The following is a 19,108-nucleotide window of genomic DNA, read 5'->3' as shown; positions in this document are numbered from 1 at the left end:
CGGATGTCTCGGGGCAGACTTCTCGGACGAGGCAGGCCGCATGCCCGAGGGTGACACCGTCTTCCAGGCCGCCCGCCGCCTGCACGCGGCCCTCGCGGGGGCGGAACTCACGCGCACCGACTTCCGGGTGCCGCGGTACGCGACCGCCGACCTCTCGGGCGAACGGGTCGACGAGGTCGTCGCGCGCGGCAAACACCTGCTCGTGCGGACACCGGCGTGGAGCATCCACTCGCATCTCAAGATGGAAGGAGAGTGGCGCGTCTTCGCACCGGGCGAGCGGTGGACGAAGCCGGGGCATCTCGCACGCGTCGTGCTTGAGACATCCGCCGCCGTCGTCGTGGGGTTCGAACTCGGCACCGTCGAGCTGCTCCCGCGCGCCGATGAGGCCGCCGCGCTCGCGTACCTCGGACCCGACCTCCTCGGCGAGGAGTGGGGCGCGAGCCCGGAGGCCGCGGCGCACTCCGCGGCCGAAGCCGTCGCCCGCCTCGCCGCGACCCCGCCCGACATTCCGGTCGCCGTCGCACTCCTCGACCAGCGGAACCTCGCGGGCCTCGGCAACGTGTACGTCAACGAACTGTGCTTCCTCCGGGGCATCCGCCCCGACCGTCCGATCGGCGACGTGCCCGACCTGCCGGCCGTCGTCGACCTCGGCCGGCGCCTCCTCGTCGCGAACCGCGACCGCGTCGCACGCGTGACGACGGGCGTCGACCGCCGCGGACAACGCCTGTGGGTCTACGGAAGGGCAGGGGAGCCGTGCCGACGCTGCGGCACGCGCATCGAGCGCGGCGAGATCGGGCGGGCGGTCGCCGACTCGGTCACCGACCCGCAGGAGCGCGTCGCGTTCTGGTGCCCGAACTGCCAGCGGTGACCGGCAGGGCAAGCGCCGCGCCCGACCACACGCGCCGAGCGGGCGGGGCCGTCAGCTGACGGGCCCGGTCCACTTCTCGCCGGGGCCCTTGCCGATCTCGTCGGGGATGACCGACGCCTCGCGGAACGCGAGCTGGAGCGAGCGGAGGCCATCGCGAAGCGGGCGGGCGTGCATGTCGCTGATCTCGGGGGCGCCCGCCGTGATGAGGCCGGCGAGTGCGTTGATGAGCTTGCGCGCGTCGTCGAGGTCGAGCTGCGACTCGGGGTCGTCGGCGAGGCCGAGCTTGACCGCCGCGGCGCTCATGAGGTGCACCGCGGCGGTCGTGATGACCTCGACGGCGGGGACCTCGGCGATGTCGCGGGTCGCGTCGGAAACGGCTTCGGAAACGTCGTGGTGAAGGTGCTCGTCGGAGATGCGCTCGTCGGGGCCGGACACGGCTGAAGTGTTACTCACGGAATTCCTCTGCTAGACTTCTTTGGGCTCCGGGGCATGTCCCGGTACGAAAGTGGAGAATCTCCCACCCGCGCATACCGCTTCATCAAGGTTACCGGGTCGTTGCACTCCGCCTGTTCCTCCGGGTCCAGGTAGCTAGGGTGCCGCACAGCCGCACGGATTGTTCGAATTCCGGGCGGGTGCGCGTGGATTTCCGCTCTCGTCTGTCGGGCGGCATCCGTCTCCCGATCGAGCTTGAGAGATCGTTCGAGTAGAGGAGACACGCATCAGCGATCCGCGTACCAATGACCGTATCCGCGTTCCCGAGGTCCGCCTCGTGGGCCCCGGCGGAGAGCAGGTCGGCGTCGTGAAGATCGAGGTGGCCCTGCGGCTGGCGCAGGAGGCCGACCTCGATCTCGTCGAGGTCGCTCCGAACTCGCGTCCCCCGGTCGTCAAGATCATGGACTACGGCAAGTACAAGTACGAGGCTGCGCAGAAGGCCAAGGAGGCCCGGCGCAACCAGGCGAACACGATCCTCAAAGAGGTCCGGTTCCGCCTCAAGATCGACAAGCACGACTACGAGACCAAGATGAAGCGCGCCATCGGCTTCTTGAAGACCGGTGACAAGGTCAAGGCGATGATCCTCTTCCGGGGCCGCGAGCAGTCGCGTCCCGAGATGGGCGTCCGCCTCCTCCAGCGCTTCGCGGAAGACGTGGCTGAGTTCGGCACGGTCGAGCACAACCCCACGATCGACGGCCGCAACATGGTCATGGTCATCGCTCCTCTGAAGAACAAGTCCGAGGCCAAGGCCGAGGCGAACGCACAGCGCGCTGCTGCGAAGGCACGACCCGGTGCGGCCGAAGAGGCCGAGCCCGTCGAGTCCGACGCCCAGTAGCCCCAAGACCACCGGGTTCCGACCCGGCACCCCCGTCCGCCGCGCAACGCGCGGTGGCAGAACCAAGGAGAGACACGAGATGCCGAAGCAGAAGACCCACTCCGGGGCCAAGAAGCGCTTCAAGATCACCGGCACCGGCAAGCTGAAGAAGCAGCAGGCCGGCATGCGCCACAACCTCGAGGGCAAGTCCTCGGTGCGCACCCGCCGCCTCAACCAGGACAAGGTCCTCTCGGCGCCCGACGCCAAGGTCATCAACAAGCTGCTCGGCCGCTGAGCCGCACGACCCCGTAAGGAAGTAACACGAAATGGCTAGAGTCAAGCGGGCAGTCAACGCCCACAAGAAGCGTCGGGTCATCCTCGAGCGTGCCGAGGGCTACCGCGGTCAGCGGTCGCGCCTCTACCGCAAGGCGAAGGAGCAGGTCACCCACTCGCTCGTCTACTCGTACAACGACCGTCGCAAGAAGAAGGGCGACTTCCGTCGTCTCTGGATCCAGCGGATCAACGCGGCGTCGCGTCAGCACGGCCTGACCTACAACCGCCTCATCCAGGGCCTCGCCCTCGCGGGCATCGAGGTCGACCGTCGCATCCTCGCGGAGCTCGCGGTCAACGAGCCGGCGACGTTCGCGTCGATCGTCGAGTCGGCGAAGAAGGCCCTCCCGGCCGACGTCAACGCTCCGAAGAACGCGGCGTAAGCCCCGCTCCGGTTTCCGAAGGCCCCGTCCCTCGTTCGAGAGGGACGGGGCCTTTCGCGTGTCCGGATGTCTCGAGCGGGCGGTTCTCTAGACTGGACGCATGCTCGAGAACCCCCGTTCCCCGCGCGTGCGCGCCGTGGCGAAGCTCGCGAAGAAGCCTGCGCGCGTCGAGAGCGGCCTGTTCCTGCTCGAGGGGCCGCAGGCCGTATCCGAGGCGCTCGAGTTCCGGCCCGAGCTCGTGACCGAGCTGTTCGCGACGCCGACGGCGCTCGACCGGTATCCGGGCATCGAGGAGGCGGCGGTCGTCGCGGGCGTCGAGGTCGAGTACGTCACCGAAGAGGTGCTCGAGTCGATGGCCGACACGGTCACGCCGCAGGGGTTCGTGGCCGTGTGCCGGCAGTTCCCGACGGCGGTGAAAGACGTGTTCGCCGCGAAGCCGAGGCTCGTCGCGATCCTCGAGGAGGTGCGCGATCCGGGCAACCTCGGCACGATCGTGCGTGCGGCCGACGCGGCCGGCGCCGACGCCGTCGTGTTGACCGGTTGCGCCGTCGACCTCTACAACCCGAAGGTCGTGCGCAGTTCGACGGGGTCGATCTTCCACCTTCCGGTCGCGGTCGGCGCGGAACTCGAAGACGTGCTGACCCGCGCACGCGCGGCGGGGCTCACGGTACTCGCGGCCGACGTCAAGGGTGAAGACCTGCTCTCGATCCGCACCGAGGGCGTGCTCGCCCGGCCGACGGCGTGGCTGTTCGGCAATGAGGCCCACGGGCTTCCCGACGCGCAGCTCGCGCTCGCCGATCGCGCCGTGACGGTTCCGATCTACGGGCACGCCGAGTCGATGAACCTCGCGACGGCGGCCTCGGTCTGCCTCTACGAGAGCGCGTTCGCGCACCGCAGCTGAGCTTCACTCGTTCGTTTCGAACGAGTCACGAATCGGTAACCGCGTGGGCGAGGCCCTGGCGTGTGCGCCGTCGGCATCCCTAGTTTGGGGGATATGGAGCCCACGCCAGCGAGTCCGCCGACCTCGAACATCTCGGTCCGCCGGGGGAGCCGCTCGTGGTGGTCGACCACGTCGACAAGCACTACGGGCAGTTCCACGCGTTGAAGGACGTGTCGCTCACCGTCAGCCGGGGCGAGGTCGTCGTCGTCATCGGGCCGTCGGGGTCGGGCAAATCGACCCTGTGCCGCACGATCAACCGCCTCGAGACGTTCACGTCGGGGTCGATCCGCATCGACGGCGACGAACTGCCTCAAGAGGGCAAGGCGCTCGCAGCGCTCCGCGCAGATGTCGGCATGGTATTCCAGTCGTTCAACCTTTTCGCGCATCTCACGGTGCTCGACAACGTCACGCTCGGACCGATCAGGGTCCGCAAGCAGTCGAAGGCCGACGCCGAGGCCGCCGCCAAGGTGCTGCTCGATCGCGTCGGCGTCGGCCAGCAGGCGTCGAAGCTGCCCGCCCAGTTGTCGGGGGGCCAGCAGCAGCGCGTCGCGATCGCGCGTGCGCTCGCGATGAATCCCAAGGTCATGCTCTTCGACGAGCCGACGAGCGCCCTCGATCCCGAGATGATCAACGAGGTGCTCGACGTCATGGTGCGCCTCGCGCAAGACGGCATGACGATGATCGTCGTCACGCACGAGATGGGTTTCGCCCGCAAGGCGGCCGATCGCGTCGTCTTCATGGCCGACGGCCAGATCGTGGAAGAGGCGACGCCCGACGAGTTCTTCACGAACCCGCAGAGCGCTCGCGCGAGAGACTTCCTCTCCAAGCTCATCACGCACTGACGCAGCCCGAAACGAACCGACGCAACCCGACTCGAAACCCCGGAAGACGACACGAAACCAGGAGGAATCATGCGAACCACACGAATCGCCGGCGCCATCGCCGGTCTGGCCGTCGCGGCCCTCGCGCTCACCGCGTGCAACAGCGGCTCTCCCGCCGATCCTGGCGGCGACGCCGGAGCGGGCGAAGAGGAAACGGGCGCCCTGTGGGAGGTCGCGACCGACGTCGCCCTCGAGGGCAGCCCGACGTTCGACAACATGACCGAACGCGGCAAGGTCATCATCGGCGTGAAGAACGACCAGCCGGGCCTCGGCTACGAAGACGCCGCGACCGGTGAGCGCAGCGGCTTCGACATCGGCATCGCGCAGTGGATCGCCGCGTCGCTCGGGTTCGGCGAAGACCAGATCGAATACCAGACGATCCCGTCGGCCAACCGCGAGCAGGCGATCGTGAACGGCGACATCGACTACTACGTCGGCACGTACTCGATCACCGACAAGCGCAAGGAGCAGATCGACTTCGCGGGTCCGTACTTCATCACTGGCCAGGGCCTGCTCGTCGCCGCCGACAACACCGACATCAACGGCCCCGACGACCTCGCGGGCAAGATCGTGTGCTCGGTGACGGGCTCGACTCCGCTGCAGCGCATTCGCGACGAGTTCAGCCCGGGCGACACGGTCGAGTACGACACGTACTCGCAGTGCGTCGAGCAGCTGAAGGCCGGCTCGGTCGACGCGATCACGACCGACGAGGCGATCCTCGCGGGGTACGTCGCGCAAGACCCCGACGCACTGAAGATCGCGGGCGAGCCGTTCAGCGAGGAGCGCTACGGCGTCGGCCTCGCGAAGGGCGACACCGTCCTGCAGCAGCACATCAACGACCTGTTCACGAACGGCGGCGACGTGTGGCAGGCGCTCTTCGACCTGAACCTCGCTCCGGCGGGCATTCAGGGCACGCAGCCCGCGGTCGACTGATCCGCCTGTCCCAGGGGAGCGGCGTGCCCGCTCCCCTGGGACCGATCTTCCCTCCGGGTGCGAACCCGGGTCATCCACGACACCGCTGAGGAGCACACGTGGGCGTCATCACCGACTACCTCCCGCTGTGGGGCGAGACCCTGCTCGGCACGATCGTGCTCTTCTTCGGTGGCGGCGCGCTCGCCCTCGTGCTCGGCACGCTCGTGGGCGCCATGCGCGTCTCGCCCGTGCCGATCGCGCGCGGCATCGGCATCCTCTACGTCAACACGATTCGCAACACCCCCCTCACGCTCGTGTTCTTCGCCTTCGCGTTCGCGCTGCCGCCGCTGCTCGGGCTTCGTCTGACGAGCGGGGTGTCTCTCACGCTCGCGATCTCGGCGCTCGGCATCTACACGGCGACGTATGTGGCCGAGACGATCCGTTCGGGCATCAACACGGTCCCGGTGGGCCAGGCCGAGGCGGCGCGTGCGCTCGGGCTCACGTTCGGCCAGGTGATGACCCTCGTCGTGCTTCCGCAGGCGTTCCGCTCGGTCATCCCGCCCATGATGAGCGTCTTCATCGCCCTGCTCAAGAACACGACGGTTGCGGCGGGATTCTCGGTCGTGAACCTCGGCTCGATCCGCGCGAACATGAGCGAAGACGGCGAGAACCAGTTCATCGTGCTGCTGTGGGTCATGGCGATCTTCGTCGCGCTCGTCCTGCTCTTGTCGTGGGCGCAGCGAGCGCTCGAGAACCGGTGGAAGGTGGCCCGATGAGCAGCGTGCTCTACGACGTGCCCGGGCCTCGCGCGATCGCCCGGAACCGCATCCTGGGCGTCGTGACGATCGTCGTCGTGGCGGCGATCGCGGGATTCTTCGTGTGGAGGCTGTGGGAGACCGGCCAGTTCTCGGCCGAGAAGTGGTACGCGTTCACGTTCACGAACGTGTGGCTGCAGGTCGGCGCGGCTCTCCTCCGCACGCTGCAGGCGTTCGCGGTCGCGGCGGTCGGCGCGCTCGCGCTCGGGTTCATCCTCGCGATCGGGCGAATGTCGGTGCACGCATGGGTGCGGGTTCCCGTCGGGGCGGTCGTCGAGCTGCTCCGGGCGGTGCCCGTGCTCATCTTCATGTTCCTGCTCTACTACGGTCTGCCCGTGCTCGGCGTCAAGATGGAGCCGTACTGGGCGGTCGTCATCGCGCTCATCGCCTACAACGGATCGGTGCTCGCCGAGGTGTTCCGCGCGGGCGTCGAGGCGCTGCCGCGCGGGCAGAGCGAGGCGGGGTACGCGATCGGCCTCCGCAAGTCCGGCGTCATGCGGCTCATCCTGCTGCCGCAGGCGATCCGGGCGATGCTGCCGGTCATCATCGCGCAACTCGTCGTGACCCTCAAAGACACGGCGCTCGGCTACATCATCACGTACCAAGAACTCCTGTTCTACGCGCGCTACATCGGTTCGCAGTCGACGTACGGGTCGCCCATCGTGCCCGCGACGATCGTCGTCGGCATCATCTACATCGCGCTCTGTCTGCTGCTCTCGCTCGTCGCCGTCCGGGTCGAGAAGCGCCTTCGACGCTCGGCCAAGATCGCGACGGCAGCGCCGGAGGCGCTCGACCAGGAGATGACGGCGACGCGGGTGATCGCCGTCCAGTCCGGACTCGACGGCGCGGCCGGCCACGACGGGCGCTGAACCCGACGGCGACGCCGAGGCATCCGCCCGCCGGTAGACTCGTACCTCGTGTCCGAGCCCACAGAAATCACCGAGTCCGCGGTCGACGCGGCCGTCGATGCGGCACTCGCCGCGATCGCGGCGGCAGACGACTCCGCCGCGCTCAAGCAGGTCCGTACCGAGCACACGGGCGAGAAGTCGCCGCTCGCGCAGCTGAACGCGCTCCTGCGCGATGTGCCGAACGATCAGAAGGCCGCTCTCGGCAAGCTCGTCGGGCAGGCGCGCGGGCGCGTGAACCAGGCGTTCACGGCGCGCGAGGCCGAGATCACGGCCGCCGAGGCCGAGGCGCAGCTCGCGGCCGAGGCGGTGGACGTCACGGCGTTGCCCTCTCGCGTCCAGGCGGGCGCGAGGCATCCGCTGTCGCTTCTGCAAGACCGGGTGAGCGAGGTCTTCACGGGCATGGGCTGGGAGATCGCCGAAGGCCCCGAGGTCGAAAGCGAGTGGTTCAACTTCGACGCGTTGAACTTCGACGCCGACCACCCCGCGCGCGCCATGCAAGACACCTTCTTCATCGATCCGCCCGAATCGCACCTCGTGCTGCGGACGCACACGAGCCCCGTGCAGGTGCGCTCGATGCTCGACCGCGAGGTGCCGATCTACGTGCTCGCGCCGGGCCGCGTGTACCGCACCGACGAGTTCGACGCGACGCACCTGCCCGTCTTCATGCAGTTCGAGGGGCTCGCGGTCGACAAGGGCCTCACGATGGCGCACCTGAAGGGCACGCTCGACCACTTCGTGAAGTCGATCTTCGGCGACGAGGCGCAGGTGCGTCTGCGTCCGAGCTTCTTCCCGTTCACCGAGCCGAGCGCCGAGCTCGACTTCTGGCACCCGACCTTCAAGGGCGGCGCGCGCTGGATCGAGTGGGGCGGCTGCGGCATGGTGCACCCGAACGTGCTGCGTTCGGCGGGCATCGACCCCGACGTGTACACGGGCTTCGCGTTCGGCATGGGCGTCGAGCGCGGCCTCATGCTGCGCGACGGCGTGCAAGACATGCGCGACATGGCCGAGGGCGATGTCCGCTTCTCCCAGCAGTTCGGAATGGTGGTCTGATCATGCGCGTGCCTCTTTCCTGGCTCGCCGAGTACGTCGAGCTCAAGCCGGGCACGACGCCCGAAGACGTCCACGCCGCCCTCGTGAAGGTCGGGCTCGAAGAAGAGGGCGTGCACGCCTTCGAGGTGTCCGGGCCCATCGTCGTGGGCGAGGTCCTCGAGTTCGTCGAGGAGCCGCAGTCCAACGGCAAGACGATCCGCTGGTGCCAGGTGCGCGTCGCGCCCGAGGGCGAGGTCGCGGCCGACGGCGGCGAGGCCGTGCACGGCATCGTGTGCGGTGCGCGCAACTTCTTCGTGGGCGACAAGGTCGTCGTGACGCTGCCGGGTGCCACGCTGCCGGGTCCGTTCCCGATCGCGGCGCGCAAGACCTATGGGCACGTCTCCGACGGCATGATCGCCTCGACGAAGGAGCTCGGCCTCGGCGACGACCACGACGGCATCCTGCGGCTCTCGACGCTCGGTGTCGACGCGCCCGTCGGCACCGACGCGATCGCGCTCCTCGGCCTGAACGACGCGGCCGTCGAGATCAACGTCACGCCCGACCGCGGCTACGCGTTCTCGATCCGCGGCGTCGCGCGCGAGTACGCGCACGCCACGGGCGCGGTCTTCCGCGACCCGGTCGGGGCGGTCGCCGCGCGCGCGGTCGAGACGACGGATGCCTCGGGCTCGGCCGCTGCCGACGGCACGGCGTTCCCCGTGGCGATCGCCGACGAGTCGCCCATCCGCGGCAAGGTCGGCGCATCCGTGTTCGCGACGCGCATCGTGCGCGGCGTCGACGCGACCCGTCCGACGCCCCCGTGGATGATCGCGCGGCTGAAGCTCGCGGGCATCCGCTCGCTGTCGCTCCTCGTCGACATCACGAACTACGTCATGCTCGAACTCGGCCAGCCGATCCACGGCTACGACCTCGACCTCCTGCGGGGCGGCATCGTCGTGCGCCGGGCCCGCGCCGGCGAGACCCTCGAGACCCTCGACGGCAAGGTGCGGAAGCTCGACGCCGAAGACCTCCTCATCACCGACGACCGCGGCGCGATCGGCCTCGCGGGCGTGATGGGCGGCGCCGAGACCGAGATCTCGGACGCCACCGCCAACGTCTTGATCGAGGCGGCGAACTTCGACCCGGTGTCGATCGCGCGCACGGCGCGTCGGCACAAGCTGCCGAGCGAGGCGTCCAAGCGCTTCGAGCGCGGCGTCGACCCCGAGATCGCGGCGGCGGCCGCGGCGCGGGTCGCTCAGCTCATGGCCGACCTCGCGGGCGGCTCGGTCGACGCGGTCGCACCCGTCGTGGGCGGCGCGCCCGCGCGCGAGGCGATCATTCTTCCCGACGCCTTCGTGTCGCGCCTCATCGGCGTCGACTACACGGCCGCCGAGGTGCACGATGCGCTCGCCGAGATCGGCGCCGTCGTGACGCCCGTCGACCGCGCGCTCGAGGTCGTGCCGCCGAGCTGGCGCCCCGACCTCACGGGCCGCGAAGAGCTCGCCGAAGAGGTCGCCCGACTCGTCGGCTACGACCGCATCCCGGCCGTGCTGCCCGTCGCGCCGCCCGGTCGCGGCCTCACGCGTTCGCAGCGCCTGCGCAAGCAGGTCGCCGACGTGCTGGCGGGCTCGGGCTCGACCGAGGTGCTCGCGTTCCCGTTCACGGCCGACGCCGACAACCAGCGCTTCGGCAGCGTCGACGGCTCGCCGGTCGCGCAGGTGAAGGTCGCGAACGCGCTCGATGCGACGCGTCCCTACCTGCGCCGGTCGCTGCTTCCGGGTCTCGTCGAGGTTGCACGCCGCAACCTTTCGCGCGGACTCGTCGACCTCGACGTGTTCGAACTCGGGCTCGTCTTCCTGCCGTCCGAAGACGGCACGCTCGGCTCGGCCGACCTGCCCGCGGGCGGGGCGCTGCCGTCCGACGCCGAGCTCGCCGCGCTCCGCGCGGGCATCCCCGTGCAGCCGCGGCACGCCGCCGTGCTCCTCACGGGCTCGCTGCTGCAGAAGGCGCCGGGCCGTCCGGCGGTCGCCGTGGGCCTCGCCGACGCGCTCGACCGCGTGCGCCGCATCGCGCTCGCGACGGGCGTCGAGATCGAGATCGCGCAGGGCCGTCATGCTGCGCTCCACCCGGGTCGCACGGCCGAGCTCCGCGTCGCGGGCGAGCGCGTCGGCTTCGCGGGCGAGCTGCACCCGGCGCTCGCCGCCGAGCTCGACCTGCCGCGTGTGGTCGCGGTCGCCGAGCTCGACCTCGACGCCGTCATCGCCGCGGGCGACCGTCCCGTCGAGGCGACGCCCATCGGCACGTTCCCGGCCGCGACGCAAGACCTGTCGCTCGTCGTGGCGCGCGACGTGCCCGCGGGCGAGGTCGCGGCGGCCGTGCGCGAAGGCGCGGGCGAGCTGCTCGAGCACCTCGAGCTCGTCGACGACTACCGCGGCCAGGGTGTCGCCGCCGACGCGAAGAGCCTCACGTTCGCGTTGCGTTTCCGCGCCCCCGACCGCACGCTGACTGCGGCCGAGGCGAGCGAGGCGAAGCTCGCGGGCTCGGCGCTCGCAGGCGCGCGCTTCGGGGCAGCCATCCGCGACTGAGCGACCCGGTTCGAACGCCGGCTTCGAGGCATCCGGATGCCTCGGGGTCGGCGTTCGCCGTCTCGACCGGTGTCTCCGGAAGCGCCCCGGCGGTACCCTGAGGCATGGCCGAAGCGAAGACGCAGCCGACCGGGTCATCCGTCGCCGAGTTCCTCGACCGCGTCGAGCCCGCAGGCCGACGCGAAGACGGATGGGAGCTCCGAGACCTGTTCGACCGCGTGACCGGCACCGACGCCGTCATGTGGGGGCCGTCGATCATCGGCTACGGGCTCGTGCACACGCGCACGGCAGCAGGCCGCGAGGGGAGTGGCCGGTCGTCGCGTTCTCGCCGCGCAAGGCGTCGATCTCGCTCTACGGCCTGCATGAGCCACACCTCCGCGAGCACGGCGTCGACGAGCTGGTCGCCCAGCTCGGCAAGGTCAAGATCGGCGTCGGATGCCTCTGGGTCGGCCGCCTCTCGACGATCGACCTCGACGTCCTCGCGTCCCTCGTCGACCGCGCGTGGGTGCACACGCGCGGCGCCGTGTGACCCTGAGGCATCCGCTCGGTTTGCACTCGGCAGCCTCCCGCGGATATGGTGCCTGACATGTCCACCGTCCTGGTCGCCCCATCCCGCGCAGCTCGCGCGGCGGTGCTGCGCGTCCGACGTCGTGGCGAGCGCCGAATCTCGGCGACCCCCGCGTCGGCCTGAGCCGACCCTGTGCGGGCGTCGCCGGAGTCGAGACCCTCGTTCGCACAGTCCTAAGGTGGATCCATGACCTACTCCGTCGCCGTTTCCGGCGCATCCGGCTATGCCGGTGGAGAAATCCTTCGGCTCCTCGCCGATCACCCCGATTTCGAAGTCCGCACCGTCACGGCGCACTCGAGCGCCGGCCAGCCGCTCGTCGCAGCGCAGCCGCACCTGCGCAGCTACACGCATCTGACGCTCAAAGAGACCTCGGCCGAGACGCTCGCGGGGCACGACGTCGTCTTCCTGGCGCTGCCGCACGGCGCGTCAGGGGCCGTGGCCGCCGAGCTTTCCGAGGACACGCTCGTGATCGACTGCGGTGCCGACCACCGACTCGAGTCGCCTGTCGACTGGGCGGCGTTCTACGGCGGCGAGCATCACGGGTCGTGGGCCTACGGGGTGCCCGAACTGCCGCGGCTCCAGGGCACGCAGCGCGACCGGCTCGCGAAGTCGCGGCGCATCGCGGCACCGGGCTGCAACGCCTCGACCGTCGCGCTGTCGCTCGCCCCGGGCATCCGGGCAGGCGTCATCGACGAGCACGACCTCGTGTCCGTGCTCGCGGTCGGCCCGTCGGGGGCCGGCAAGAGCTTGAAGCCCCACCTCCTCGCGTCCGAGATCCTCGGCTCGGCGAACCCGTATGCCGTCGGCGGCACGCACCGGCACATCCCCGAGATCCAGCAGGCGCTGCGGTGGGCGGGCGCATCGGAGCCGACGATCTCGTTCACGCCCGTGCTCGTGCCGATGGCGCGGGGCATCCTCGCGACCTCGTCGGCGAAGCTCGTGCCGGGCACGACGGCGGCGCAAGTGCGCGCCGCGTGGGAGGACGCGTACGCGGGGGAGCGGTTCGTGCAGTTGCTTCCCGAGGGCGAGTTCCCGAAGACTTCGGATGTCACGGGCGCGAACACCGCGCTCATCGGCCTCGCCGTCGACGAGGCTGCGGGTCGTGTCGTCGTGATCGCCGCCGTCGACAATCTCGTGAAGGGCACCGCGGGTGCCGCCATCCAATCCGCCAACATCGCGCTCGGTCTCGCCGAGTCGACCGGCCTTCCCGTGAACGGAGTCGCCCCGTGACCGTCACCGCCGCGCAAGGCTTCGAAGCGGCGGGCATCGCCGCGGGCATCAAGCGCACCGGCGCGCTCGACCTCGCGGTCGTCGTGAACCGCGGACCGTCGCAGGCGGGCGCCGCCGTCTTCACGTCGAACCGGGCGAAGGCCAATCCGATCATCTGGTCGCAGCAGGTCGTCGTCGACGGCGTCGTCTCGGCGATCGTGCTCAACTCGGGCGGGGCGAACTGCTTCACCGGCCCCGAGGGGTTCCAGGTGACGCACCGCACGGCCGAGGCGGCGGCGTCGGCGCTCGGCGTGTCGGCGGGCGACGTGCTCGTGTGTTCGACGGGGTTGATCGGCGACCAGCTCGACGGCGAGGTCCTCGAAGAGGGCGTGCTGTCGGCGGCGAACCGGCTCGGCTCCGACGAGCAAGCGGGCGCCGATGCGGCCCGGGCCATCATGACGACCGACTCGAAGCCCAAAACCGTCGTGGTCGACGGCGGCGGCTGGACGGTGGGCGGCATGGCGAAGGGCGCGGGCATGCTCGCTCCCGGCCTCGCCACGATGCTCGTCGTGCTGACGACCGACGCGGCGGCAGAGGCATCCGACCTCGACACGGCGCTCCGCGCCGCGACGCGCGTGACGTTCGACCGGCTCGACTCCGACGGCTGCATGTCGACGAACGACCAGGTGACGCTCCTCGCGAGCGGCGCCTCGGGCGTCACGCCCACGCTCGAAGAGCTCACGGCGGCGGTGACGGCCGCGTGCGATTCGCTCGCCTCGCAACTGCAGGCCGACGCCGAGGGCGCGAGCCACGACATCACGATCGAGGTCGTGGGCGCCGTGACCGAAGACGACGCCGTCGAGGTCGGCCGCTCGGTCGCCCGTAACAACCTCTTCAAGGCCGCGATCTTCGGCAACGACCCCAACTGGGGCCGGGTGCTCGCCGCGATCGGTACGACGCAGGCACCGTTCGATCCCTACCTCGTCGACGTGTCGATGAACGGCGTGCAGGTCTGCCACGCGGGTCGCCCCGACCGGCCGCGCGACGAGGTCGACCTCACGCCGCGTGCCACACACGTGCTCATCGAACTGCACGCGGGCGAGGCATCCGCCGCCATTCGCACGAACGATCTCACGCACGACTACGTGCACGAGAACAGCGCCTACTCGAGCTGAGCCGACGATGACCGAGACCGAAGCACTCGAGGCAGCCGAGAAGGCGCGCACGCTCATCGAGGCCCTGCCGTGGTTGAAACGCTTCCACGGCGAGACCATCGTCGTGAAGTTCGGCGGCAACGCCATGGTGAGCCCCGAACTCCAACAGGCGTTCGCCGAAGACATGGTGTACCTCCGCTACGCGGGCATCAAGCCCGTCGTCGTCCACGGCGGCGGCCCGCAGATCTCCTCCATGCTCGACCGGCTGGGCATCGCGAGCGAGTTCCGCGGCGGCTACCGGGTCACGACGCCCGAAGCGATGGACGTCGTCAGGATGGTGCTCACGGGCCAGGTGAACCGTGAGCTCGTGAGCCTCATCAACCGGCACGGACCGCTCGCGAGCGGCGTGTCGGGTGAAGACGCCGGGCTTTTCACGGGCCGGCGCCGGGGGCGATCGTCGACGGCGAAGAGGTCGACCTGGGTCTCGTCGGCGACGTCGTCAGGGTCGACCCGGCGGCCGTGCAGGCGCTCCTCGACGCCGGGCGCATCCCCGTCGTCTCCTCGATCGCGCCCGACGGCGACCGCCCGGGGCAGTCGCTCAACGTCAACGCCGACTCCGCGGCGGCAGCGCTCGCGATCGCACTCGGCGCCGCGAAACTCGTCATCCTGACGGATGTCGCAGGCCTCTACCGCGACTGGCCGAACCGCGACTCGCTCGTCTCGGTCATCGAAGTGCCCGAACTCGAAGCGCTCCTGCCGAGCCTGGAGTCGGGCATGATCCCCAAGATGACCGCGTGCCTCGAGGCGGTCGACGGCGGGGTGCCGAAGGCGGCCATCATCGACGGCCGTGAGCCGCACTCGATCCTGCTCGAGGTGTTCACGAAGCAGGGATCGGGCACCGAAGTGGTGCCCGCAGGAACGGAGGACGACGCATGAGCGGCGGCACTTGGCAGTCACGGTTCGACGAGCGCATCATGCGTTCGATCGGGATGCCGCTGCGCAAGCTCGAACGCGGCGACGGCGCGCGGGTGTGGGACGACGAGGGCAACGAGTACCTCGACTTCCTCGCGGGCATCGCCGTCAACGCGCTCGGCCACGCGCACCCCGTGTTCGTCGAGGCTGTGACGGCGCAGGCGTCGAAGATCGCGCACGTCTCCAACTACTTCGCGACCGAGCCCGCGATCGAACTCGCCGAGCGCGTGACGCGGCTCGCGGGGACGACCGACGGCGGCCGTGCCTGGTTCGGCAACTCGGGCGCCGAGGCGAACGAGGCCGCGCTCAAGCTCGCACGCCTGAACAACTCGGGCGGGGCGCGCACTCGCGTCCTCGCGCTCGTCGACGCGTTCCACGGCCGCACGACCGGAGCGCTCGCGCTCACCGGCAAGCCGCACATGCGGCAGCCGTTCGAGCCCCTCATCGGCGGCATCGAGCACATCCCCGCGACGCTCGAGGCGCTCGAGGCATCCATCGACGACTCGGTCGCCGCCCTCTTCGTCGAACCGATCCAGGGCGAAGCCGGCGTCGTCGAATTGCCCGACGGGTTCCTCGAGAAGGCCCGCGAGTTGACGACCCGACACGGCGCGCTCCTCATCGTCGACGAGATCCAGACGGGCGCCGGCCGCACGGGTGCATGGTTCGCGTTCCAGCACGCGGGCATCACGCCCGACGCGATCACGATCGCGAAGGGCATCGGCGGCGGATTCCCGATCGGCGGACTCGTGACCTTCGGCGCGACGAGCGACCTCTACCAGAAGGGCCAGCACGGCTCGACGTTCGGCGGCAACCCGCTCGCGACGGCCGTCGCGAACGCGGTGCTCGGCGAGATCGAGCGGGCCGGACTCGTCGAGCGCGCGGCCGTCAACGGTGTCGCGCTCCGTGAGCGCATCGAGGCCATCGGTTCGCCGCTCGTCACCGGCGTCCGCGGTCGCGGACTGCTGCTCGGCGTCGCGCTCGCCGAGCCCGTCGCCGTGCAGGTCATGCACGCGGCGCTCGACGCCGGCCTCATCGTCAACGCCGCGAACGACTCGACGATCCGCCTCGCGCCGCCCCTCATCATCGGCGATGCCGAGCTCGACGAGTTCGCCGACCGGTTCGGGCGTGCGCTCGAGACCGTCCTCGCCGAGACATCCGTCGCGTCCCTCTCCTGACGTCACCGACTTCCACTGCGAACCGCACCCGTGAAAGGCAGTATCGCCTCATGACCCGCCATTTCCTCCGCGACGACGACCTGTCGCCCGCCGAACAGGCCGAGATCCTCGACCTCGCGATTCGGCTGAAGGCCGACCGCTACGCCGAACGCCCGCTCGCGGGCCCCGGCACCGTCGCCGTCATCTTCGACAAGACCTCGACCCGCACGCGCGTCTCCTTCTCGGTCGGCATCGCCGACCTCGGGGGCGTGCCGCTCGTCATCTCGTCGACCGAGAGCCAGTTGGGTGCGAAAGAGTCGATCGCCGACACCGCGCGCGTCCTCGAGCGCCAGGTCGAGGCGATCGTGTGGCGCACCTTCTCGCAGGCCGGTCTCGAAGAGATGGCGGATGGCACGACCGTCCCCGTCGTCAACGCACTCTCCGACGACTTCCATCCGTGCCAGCTCCTCGCCGACCTCTTGACGGTGCGCGAGCACTTCGGCGAGACCGCGGGCCGCACGCTCGCCTACGTGGGCGACGGCGCCAACAACATGGCCCATTCCTACCTGCTCGCGGGCGTCACCGCAGGCATGCACGTCCGTATCGGATCGCCCGCCGATTACGCTCCGCGCGCCGACATCGTCGAGGACGCGCGCCGGATCGCAGCTGAGACGGGCGGATCGGTCGTCGTCACGGTCGACCCGCGCGAAGCGGTCTCGGGCGCCGACGTCGTCGTCACCGACACCTGGGTGTCGATGGGCCAGGAGGCCGAGAAGGCCGAACGCCTCGCCGTCTTCGGCGACTACGGCGTGACCGACGCGCTCTTCGGCGAAGCGTCCGCCGACGCCGTATTCCTCCACTGCCTGCCCGCCTACCGCGGTTACGAGGTCGAGGCGTCCGTCATCGACGGACCGCACTCGCTCGTGTGGGACGAAGCCGAGAACCGCCTGCACGCGCAGAAGGCGCTCCTCGTCTGGCTCCTCGCGAAGAACGCGAACGCCGCCGCCCACTCCGAGGAGAACGCACGATGACGACCGAGTCGACCGAACCGCACGGCACCAACGAAGGCTCGCTCTGGGGCGCCCGCTTCGCGAGCGGCCCGTCACCAGAGCTGCAGCGACTCTCGAAGTCGACGCACTTCGACTGGCAGCTCGCCCGCTACGACCTCGCCGGGTCGCGCGCCCACGCCCGCGCGCTCGCCGCAGCGGGCTACCTCGAGGCATCCGAACTCGACGCCATGCTCGCGGGCCTCGACGCCCTCGAAGCCCGCATCGAGTCGGGCGACCTCGTCGCGACCGACACCGACGAAGACGTCCACGGCGCCCTCGAGGCGGCGCTCATCGCCGAGGTCGGCCCCGAGATCGGCGGCAAGCTCCGCGCCGGCCGCAGCCGCAACGACCAGATCGCAACCCTCGTGCGCCTCTACCTGAAGGACCACGCCGCGACCATCGGACGCGACCTCGTGCACCTCGTCGACGCGCTCGCCGCGCAAGCCGACGCGCACCGCACCGCCATCATGCCGGGTCGCACGCACCTCCAGCACGCGCAGCCCGTGCTCCTCGCACACCACCTCCTCGCGCACGCGTGGGCGCTCTCGCGCGACCTCGAACGGCTTGTCGACTGGACGAAGCGCGCGGATGTCTCGCCGTACGGCGGCGGCGCGCTCGCCGGGTCGACGCTCGGCCTCGACGCCGCATCCGTGGCCCACGACCTCGGCCTCGCGACGCCGTCGGAGAACTCGATCGACGGCACCGCGAGCCGCGACGTCGTCGCCGAGTTCGCGTTCGTGACGGCGATGATCGGCATCGACGTGTCGCGCATCGCCGAAGAGATCATCCTGTGGAACACGCGGGAGTTCGGCTTCGTGACCCTCCACGACGGCTACTCGACGGGCTCGTCGATCATGCCGCAGAAGAAGAACCCCGACATCGCCGAACTGGCGCGCGGTAAGTCGGGCCGGCTCATCGGCAACCTCACGGGCCTCCTCGCGACGCTCAAGGCGCTTCCCCTCGCCTACAACCGCGACCTCCAAGAAGACAAAGAGCCGGTGTTCGACTCGGTCGAGACGCTCGAGGTGCTGCTGCCCGCGTTCACGGGCATGATCGCGACGCTCACCTTCCACACCGACCGGATGGCGGCGCTCGCGCCCGCCGGGTTCTCACTCGCGACGGATGTCGCGGAGTGGCTCGTGAAGCGCAAGGTGCCCTTCCGCGACGCCCACGAGATCACCGGTGCGCTCGTGCGTGCCGCCGAGCAGCGCGGCGTCGGGCTCGAAGACCTCGACGATGCGGCGCTCGCCGAGGTGTCGCCGCTCCTCACGCCCGACGTGCGAGAGGTGTTGACGATCGAAGGCTCGGTCGCGAGCCGGTCGGGCATCGGCGGCACGGCGCCCGAGCGGGTGGCCGAGCAGTTCGCGAAGCTCGCCGACCGGGTACGGCATCTCGTGTCGGGGCTGCCCGAGGTCAAGTGACCCTCCTCATCCCGGCCACTCGCGAGGCGCTCGCGATCGACTCGGTCGAACTCGCGCCACGCCTGCTCGGTGCGGTGCTGTCGCACGAGACCCCCGAGGGCGTCGTTTCGGTGCGGCTCAGCGAGGTCGAGGCCTATCGAGGCGTCGGCATCGATCCCGGATCGCACTCGTTCCGGGGAGAGACCAAGCGCAATCGGGTGATGTTCGGCGAGGCCGGACATCTCTACGCCTATTTCACCTACGGCATGCACACGTGCCTCAACATCGTGTCGGGGCATCCGGGGGTGTCTTCGGCGGTGCTCCTTCGCGGGGCGACCGTCGTCGAGGGCATCGAGCTCGCGCGCGTTCGGCGGCCCGGCGCGTCCGACCGCGACCTCGCGCGCGGGCCGGCGAGACTCGGGCTCGCGCTCGGCGTGCCGTTGTCGGCGAGCGGCGACGACCTGCTCGCACCGCCGTACGCGCTCAGTCTGCCGGTCGAGCCGCTGGCGTACGAGCAGGGCCCGCGCGTCGGCGTCTCAGGAGCCGGCGGGGGAGCGGACTACCCGTGGCGGTTCTGGTTGCCGGGCGATCCGGGTGTGTCGCCGTACAAGCGGCATCCGCGCGCCGAAGGCTGAGCGCGAGGCATCC

19 protein-coding genes and 1 pseudogene are annotated in these 19,108 nt (G+C 70.2%); 19 read left to right on the top strand and 1 reads right to left on the bottom strand.

From position 1 onward, the window contains the following. Window positions 1-40 precede the first annotated feature (40 nt). Complete coding sequence (locus tag ET445_RS14175) at window positions 41-868, top strand: DNA-formamidopyrimidine glycosylase family protein (protein WP_129191845.1); 828 nt, start codon at window positions 41-43, stop codon at window positions 866-868. A 51-nt stretch (window positions 869-919) separates the two neighbouring features. Here the strand turns inward: ET445_RS14175 and ET445_RS14170 are convergent, their stop codons facing one another. Then, window positions 920-1,282, bottom strand: a complete 363-nt coding sequence (locus tag ET445_RS14170) for a DUF1844 domain-containing protein (protein ID WP_129192583.1) — start codon at window positions 1,280-1,282, stop codon at window positions 920-922. A 304-nt stretch (window positions 1,283-1,586) separates the two neighbouring features. On the opposite strand from ET445_RS14170, the gene infC reads away from it, so the two are divergent. The 18 genes and pseudogenes from infC to ET445_RS14080 all read left to right on the top strand — a co-directional run bounded on the left by infC (window position 1,587) and on the right by ET445_RS14080 (window position 19,095). Then, window positions 1,587-2,195 (top strand): translation initiation factor IF-3, encoded by a 609-nt coding sequence (gene infC / locus ET445_RS14165; RefSeq protein WP_129191844.1) that lies wholly within the window; start codon window positions 1,587-1,589, stop codon window positions 2,193-2,195. Between the two features lie 79 nt (window positions 2,196-2,274). Further along, window positions 2,275-2,469, top strand: a complete 195-nt coding sequence (gene rpmI, locus ET445_RS14160; protein WP_121476620.1) for a 50S ribosomal protein L35 — start codon at window positions 2,275-2,277, stop codon at window positions 2,467-2,469. Window positions 2,470-2,500: 31 nt separating this feature from the next. Then, a complete protein-coding gene (rplT, locus tag ET445_RS14155) occupies window positions 2,501-2,887 on the top strand; it encodes a 50S ribosomal protein L20 (protein ID WP_129191843.1) in 387 nt (128 codons plus the stop codon). Between the two features lie 100 nt (window positions 2,888-2,987). Beyond that, window positions 2,988-3,788, top strand: a complete 801-nt coding sequence (locus ET445_RS14150; protein ID WP_129191842.1) for a TrmH family RNA methyltransferase — start codon at window positions 2,988-2,990, stop codon at window positions 3,786-3,788. 155 nt (window positions 3,789-3,943) lie between these two features. Beyond that, window positions 3,944-4,669 (top strand): amino acid ABC transporter ATP-binding protein, encoded by a 726-nt coding sequence (locus tag ET445_RS14145; RefSeq protein WP_424922853.1) that lies wholly within the window; start codon window positions 3,944-3,946, stop codon window positions 4,667-4,669. A 69-nt stretch (window positions 4,670-4,738) separates the two neighbouring features. Beyond that, window positions 4,739-5,641 carry a glutamate ABC transporter substrate-binding protein gene (locus ET445_RS14140; protein ID WP_129191841.1) on the top strand — a complete coding sequence of 301 codons (903 nt, stop codon included), beginning with the start codon at window positions 4,739-4,741 and terminating at the stop codon, window positions 5,639-5,641. Window positions 5,642-5,739: 98 nt separating this feature from the next. After that, window positions 5,740-6,396 carry an amino acid ABC transporter permease gene (locus ET445_RS14135; protein WP_129191840.1) on the top strand — a complete coding sequence of 219 codons (657 nt, stop codon included), beginning with the start codon at window positions 5,740-5,742 and terminating at the stop codon, window positions 6,394-6,396. Beyond that, on the top strand, window positions 6,393-7,304 hold the full coding sequence (locus ET445_RS14130; protein WP_129191839.1) for an amino acid ABC transporter permease: 912 nt from the start codon (window positions 6,393-6,395) through the stop codon (window positions 7,302-7,304). Before ET445_RS14135 ends, ET445_RS14130 begins: the two co-directional genes overlap by 4 nt. Before the next feature lie 48 nt (window positions 7,305-7,352). Then, window positions 7,353-8,393 (top strand): phenylalanine--tRNA ligase subunit alpha, encoded by a 1,041-nt coding sequence (gene pheS, locus ET445_RS14125; protein ID WP_129191838.1) that lies wholly within the window; start codon window positions 7,353-7,355, stop codon window positions 8,391-8,393. A 2-nt stretch (window positions 8,394-8,395) separates the two neighbouring features. Continuing rightward, a complete protein-coding gene (pheT, locus tag ET445_RS14120; protein ID WP_129191837.1) occupies window positions 8,396-10,954 on the top strand; it encodes a phenylalanine--tRNA ligase subunit beta in 2,559 nt (852 codons plus the stop codon). 241 nt (window positions 10,955-11,195) lie between these two features. Next, window positions 11,196-11,483: a hypothetical protein gene (locus tag ET445_RS14115; protein WP_341769713.1), complete on the top strand. Its 288-nt coding sequence runs from the start codon at window positions 11,196-11,198 to the stop codon at window positions 11,481-11,483. Between the two features lie 225 nt (window positions 11,484-11,708). Further along, complete coding sequence (argC, locus tag ET445_RS14110) at window positions 11,709-12,752, top strand: N-acetyl-gamma-glutamyl-phosphate reductase (protein ID WP_129191836.1); 1,044 nt, start codon at window positions 11,709-11,711, stop codon at window positions 12,750-12,752. Continuing rightward, window positions 12,749-13,906: a bifunctional glutamate N-acetyltransferase/amino-acid acetyltransferase ArgJ gene (gene argJ / locus ET445_RS14105; RefSeq protein WP_129191835.1), complete on the top strand. Its 1,158-nt coding sequence runs from the start codon at window positions 12,749-12,751 to the stop codon at window positions 13,904-13,906. The genes argC and argJ overlap by 4 nt, the downstream gene beginning before the upstream one ends. A gap of 7 nt (window positions 13,907-13,913) precedes the next feature. Next, window positions 13,914-14,821, top strand: a pseudogene (argB, locus tag ET445_RS14100) (acetylglutamate kinase). Then, window positions 14,818-16,032, top strand: coding sequence for an acetylornithine transaminase (locus ET445_RS14095; protein ID WP_129191834.1), 1,215 nt, complete (start codon window positions 14,818-14,820; stop codon window positions 16,030-16,032). Before argB ends, ET445_RS14095 begins: the two are co-directional and overlap by 4 nt. Before the next feature lie 50 nt (window positions 16,033-16,082). Continuing rightward, window positions 16,083-17,042 carry an ornithine carbamoyltransferase gene (gene argF / locus ET445_RS14090; RefSeq protein WP_129191833.1) on the top strand — a complete coding sequence of 320 codons (960 nt, stop codon included), beginning with the start codon at window positions 16,083-16,085 and terminating at the stop codon, window positions 17,040-17,042. Beyond that, the gene (argH, locus tag ET445_RS14085; protein ID WP_129191832.1) at window positions 17,039-18,481 is read left to right on the top strand and encodes an argininosuccinate lyase; all 1,443 of its coding nucleotides are present in this window, start codon (window positions 17,039-17,041) and stop codon (window positions 18,479-18,481) included. Before argF ends, argH begins: the two co-directional genes overlap by 4 nt. Next, window positions 18,478-19,095, top strand: coding sequence for a DNA-3-methyladenine glycosylase (locus ET445_RS14080; RefSeq protein ID WP_243695215.1), 618 nt, complete (start codon window positions 18,478-18,480; stop codon window positions 19,093-19,095). Before argH ends, ET445_RS14080 begins: the two co-directional genes overlap by 4 nt. The last annotated feature ends 13 nt before the right edge of the window (window positions 19,096-19,108 follow it).

Source organism: Agromyces protaetiae (genome assembly GCF_004135405.1).
Classification (GTDB): Bacteria; Actinomycetota; Actinomycetes; order Actinomycetales; family Microbacteriaceae; genus Agromyces; species Agromyces protaetiae.
Note: the sequence above shows the minus strand (reverse complement) of the source record. Positions and strands in the feature narration are given on the sequence as shown.

Coding starts and splice junctions, on each gene's coding strand:
- ET445_RS14175 (WP_129191845.1), top strand. CDS start 41: ATGCCCGAGGGTGACACCGTCTTCCAGGCCGCCCGCCGCCTGCACGCG.
- rpmI (WP_121476620.1), top strand. CDS start 2,275: ATGCCGAAGCAGAAGACCCACTCCGGGGCCAAGAAGCGCTTCAAGATC.
- rplT (WP_129191843.1), top strand. CDS start 2,501: ATGGCTAGAGTCAAGCGGGCAGTCAACGCCCACAAGAAGCGTCGGGTC.
- ET445_RS14150 (WP_129191842.1), top strand. CDS start 2,988: ATGCTCGAGAACCCCCGTTCCCCGCGCGTGCGCGCCGTGGCGAAGCTC.
- ET445_RS14140 (WP_129191841.1), top strand. CDS start 4,739: ATGCGAACCACACGAATCGCCGGCGCCATCGCCGGTCTGGCCGTCGCG.
- ET445_RS14130 (WP_129191839.1), top strand. CDS start 6,393: ATGAGCAGCGTGCTCTACGACGTGCCCGGGCCTCGCGCGATCGCCCGG.
- pheT (WP_129191837.1), top strand. CDS start 8,396: ATGCGCGTGCCTCTTTCCTGGCTCGCCGAGTACGTCGAGCTCAAGCCG.
- argC (WP_129191836.1), top strand. CDS start 11,709: ATGACCTACTCCGTCGCCGTTTCCGGCGCATCCGGCTATGCCGGTGGA.
- ET445_RS14095 (WP_129191834.1), top strand. CDS start 14,818: ATGAGCGGCGGCACTTGGCAGTCACGGTTCGACGAGCGCATCATGCGT.
- argF (WP_129191833.1), top strand. CDS start 16,083: ATGACCCGCCATTTCCTCCGCGACGACGACCTGTCGCCCGCCGAACAG.
- argH (WP_129191832.1), top strand. CDS start 17,039: ATGACGACCGAGTCGACCGAACCGCACGGCACCAACGAAGGCTCGCTC.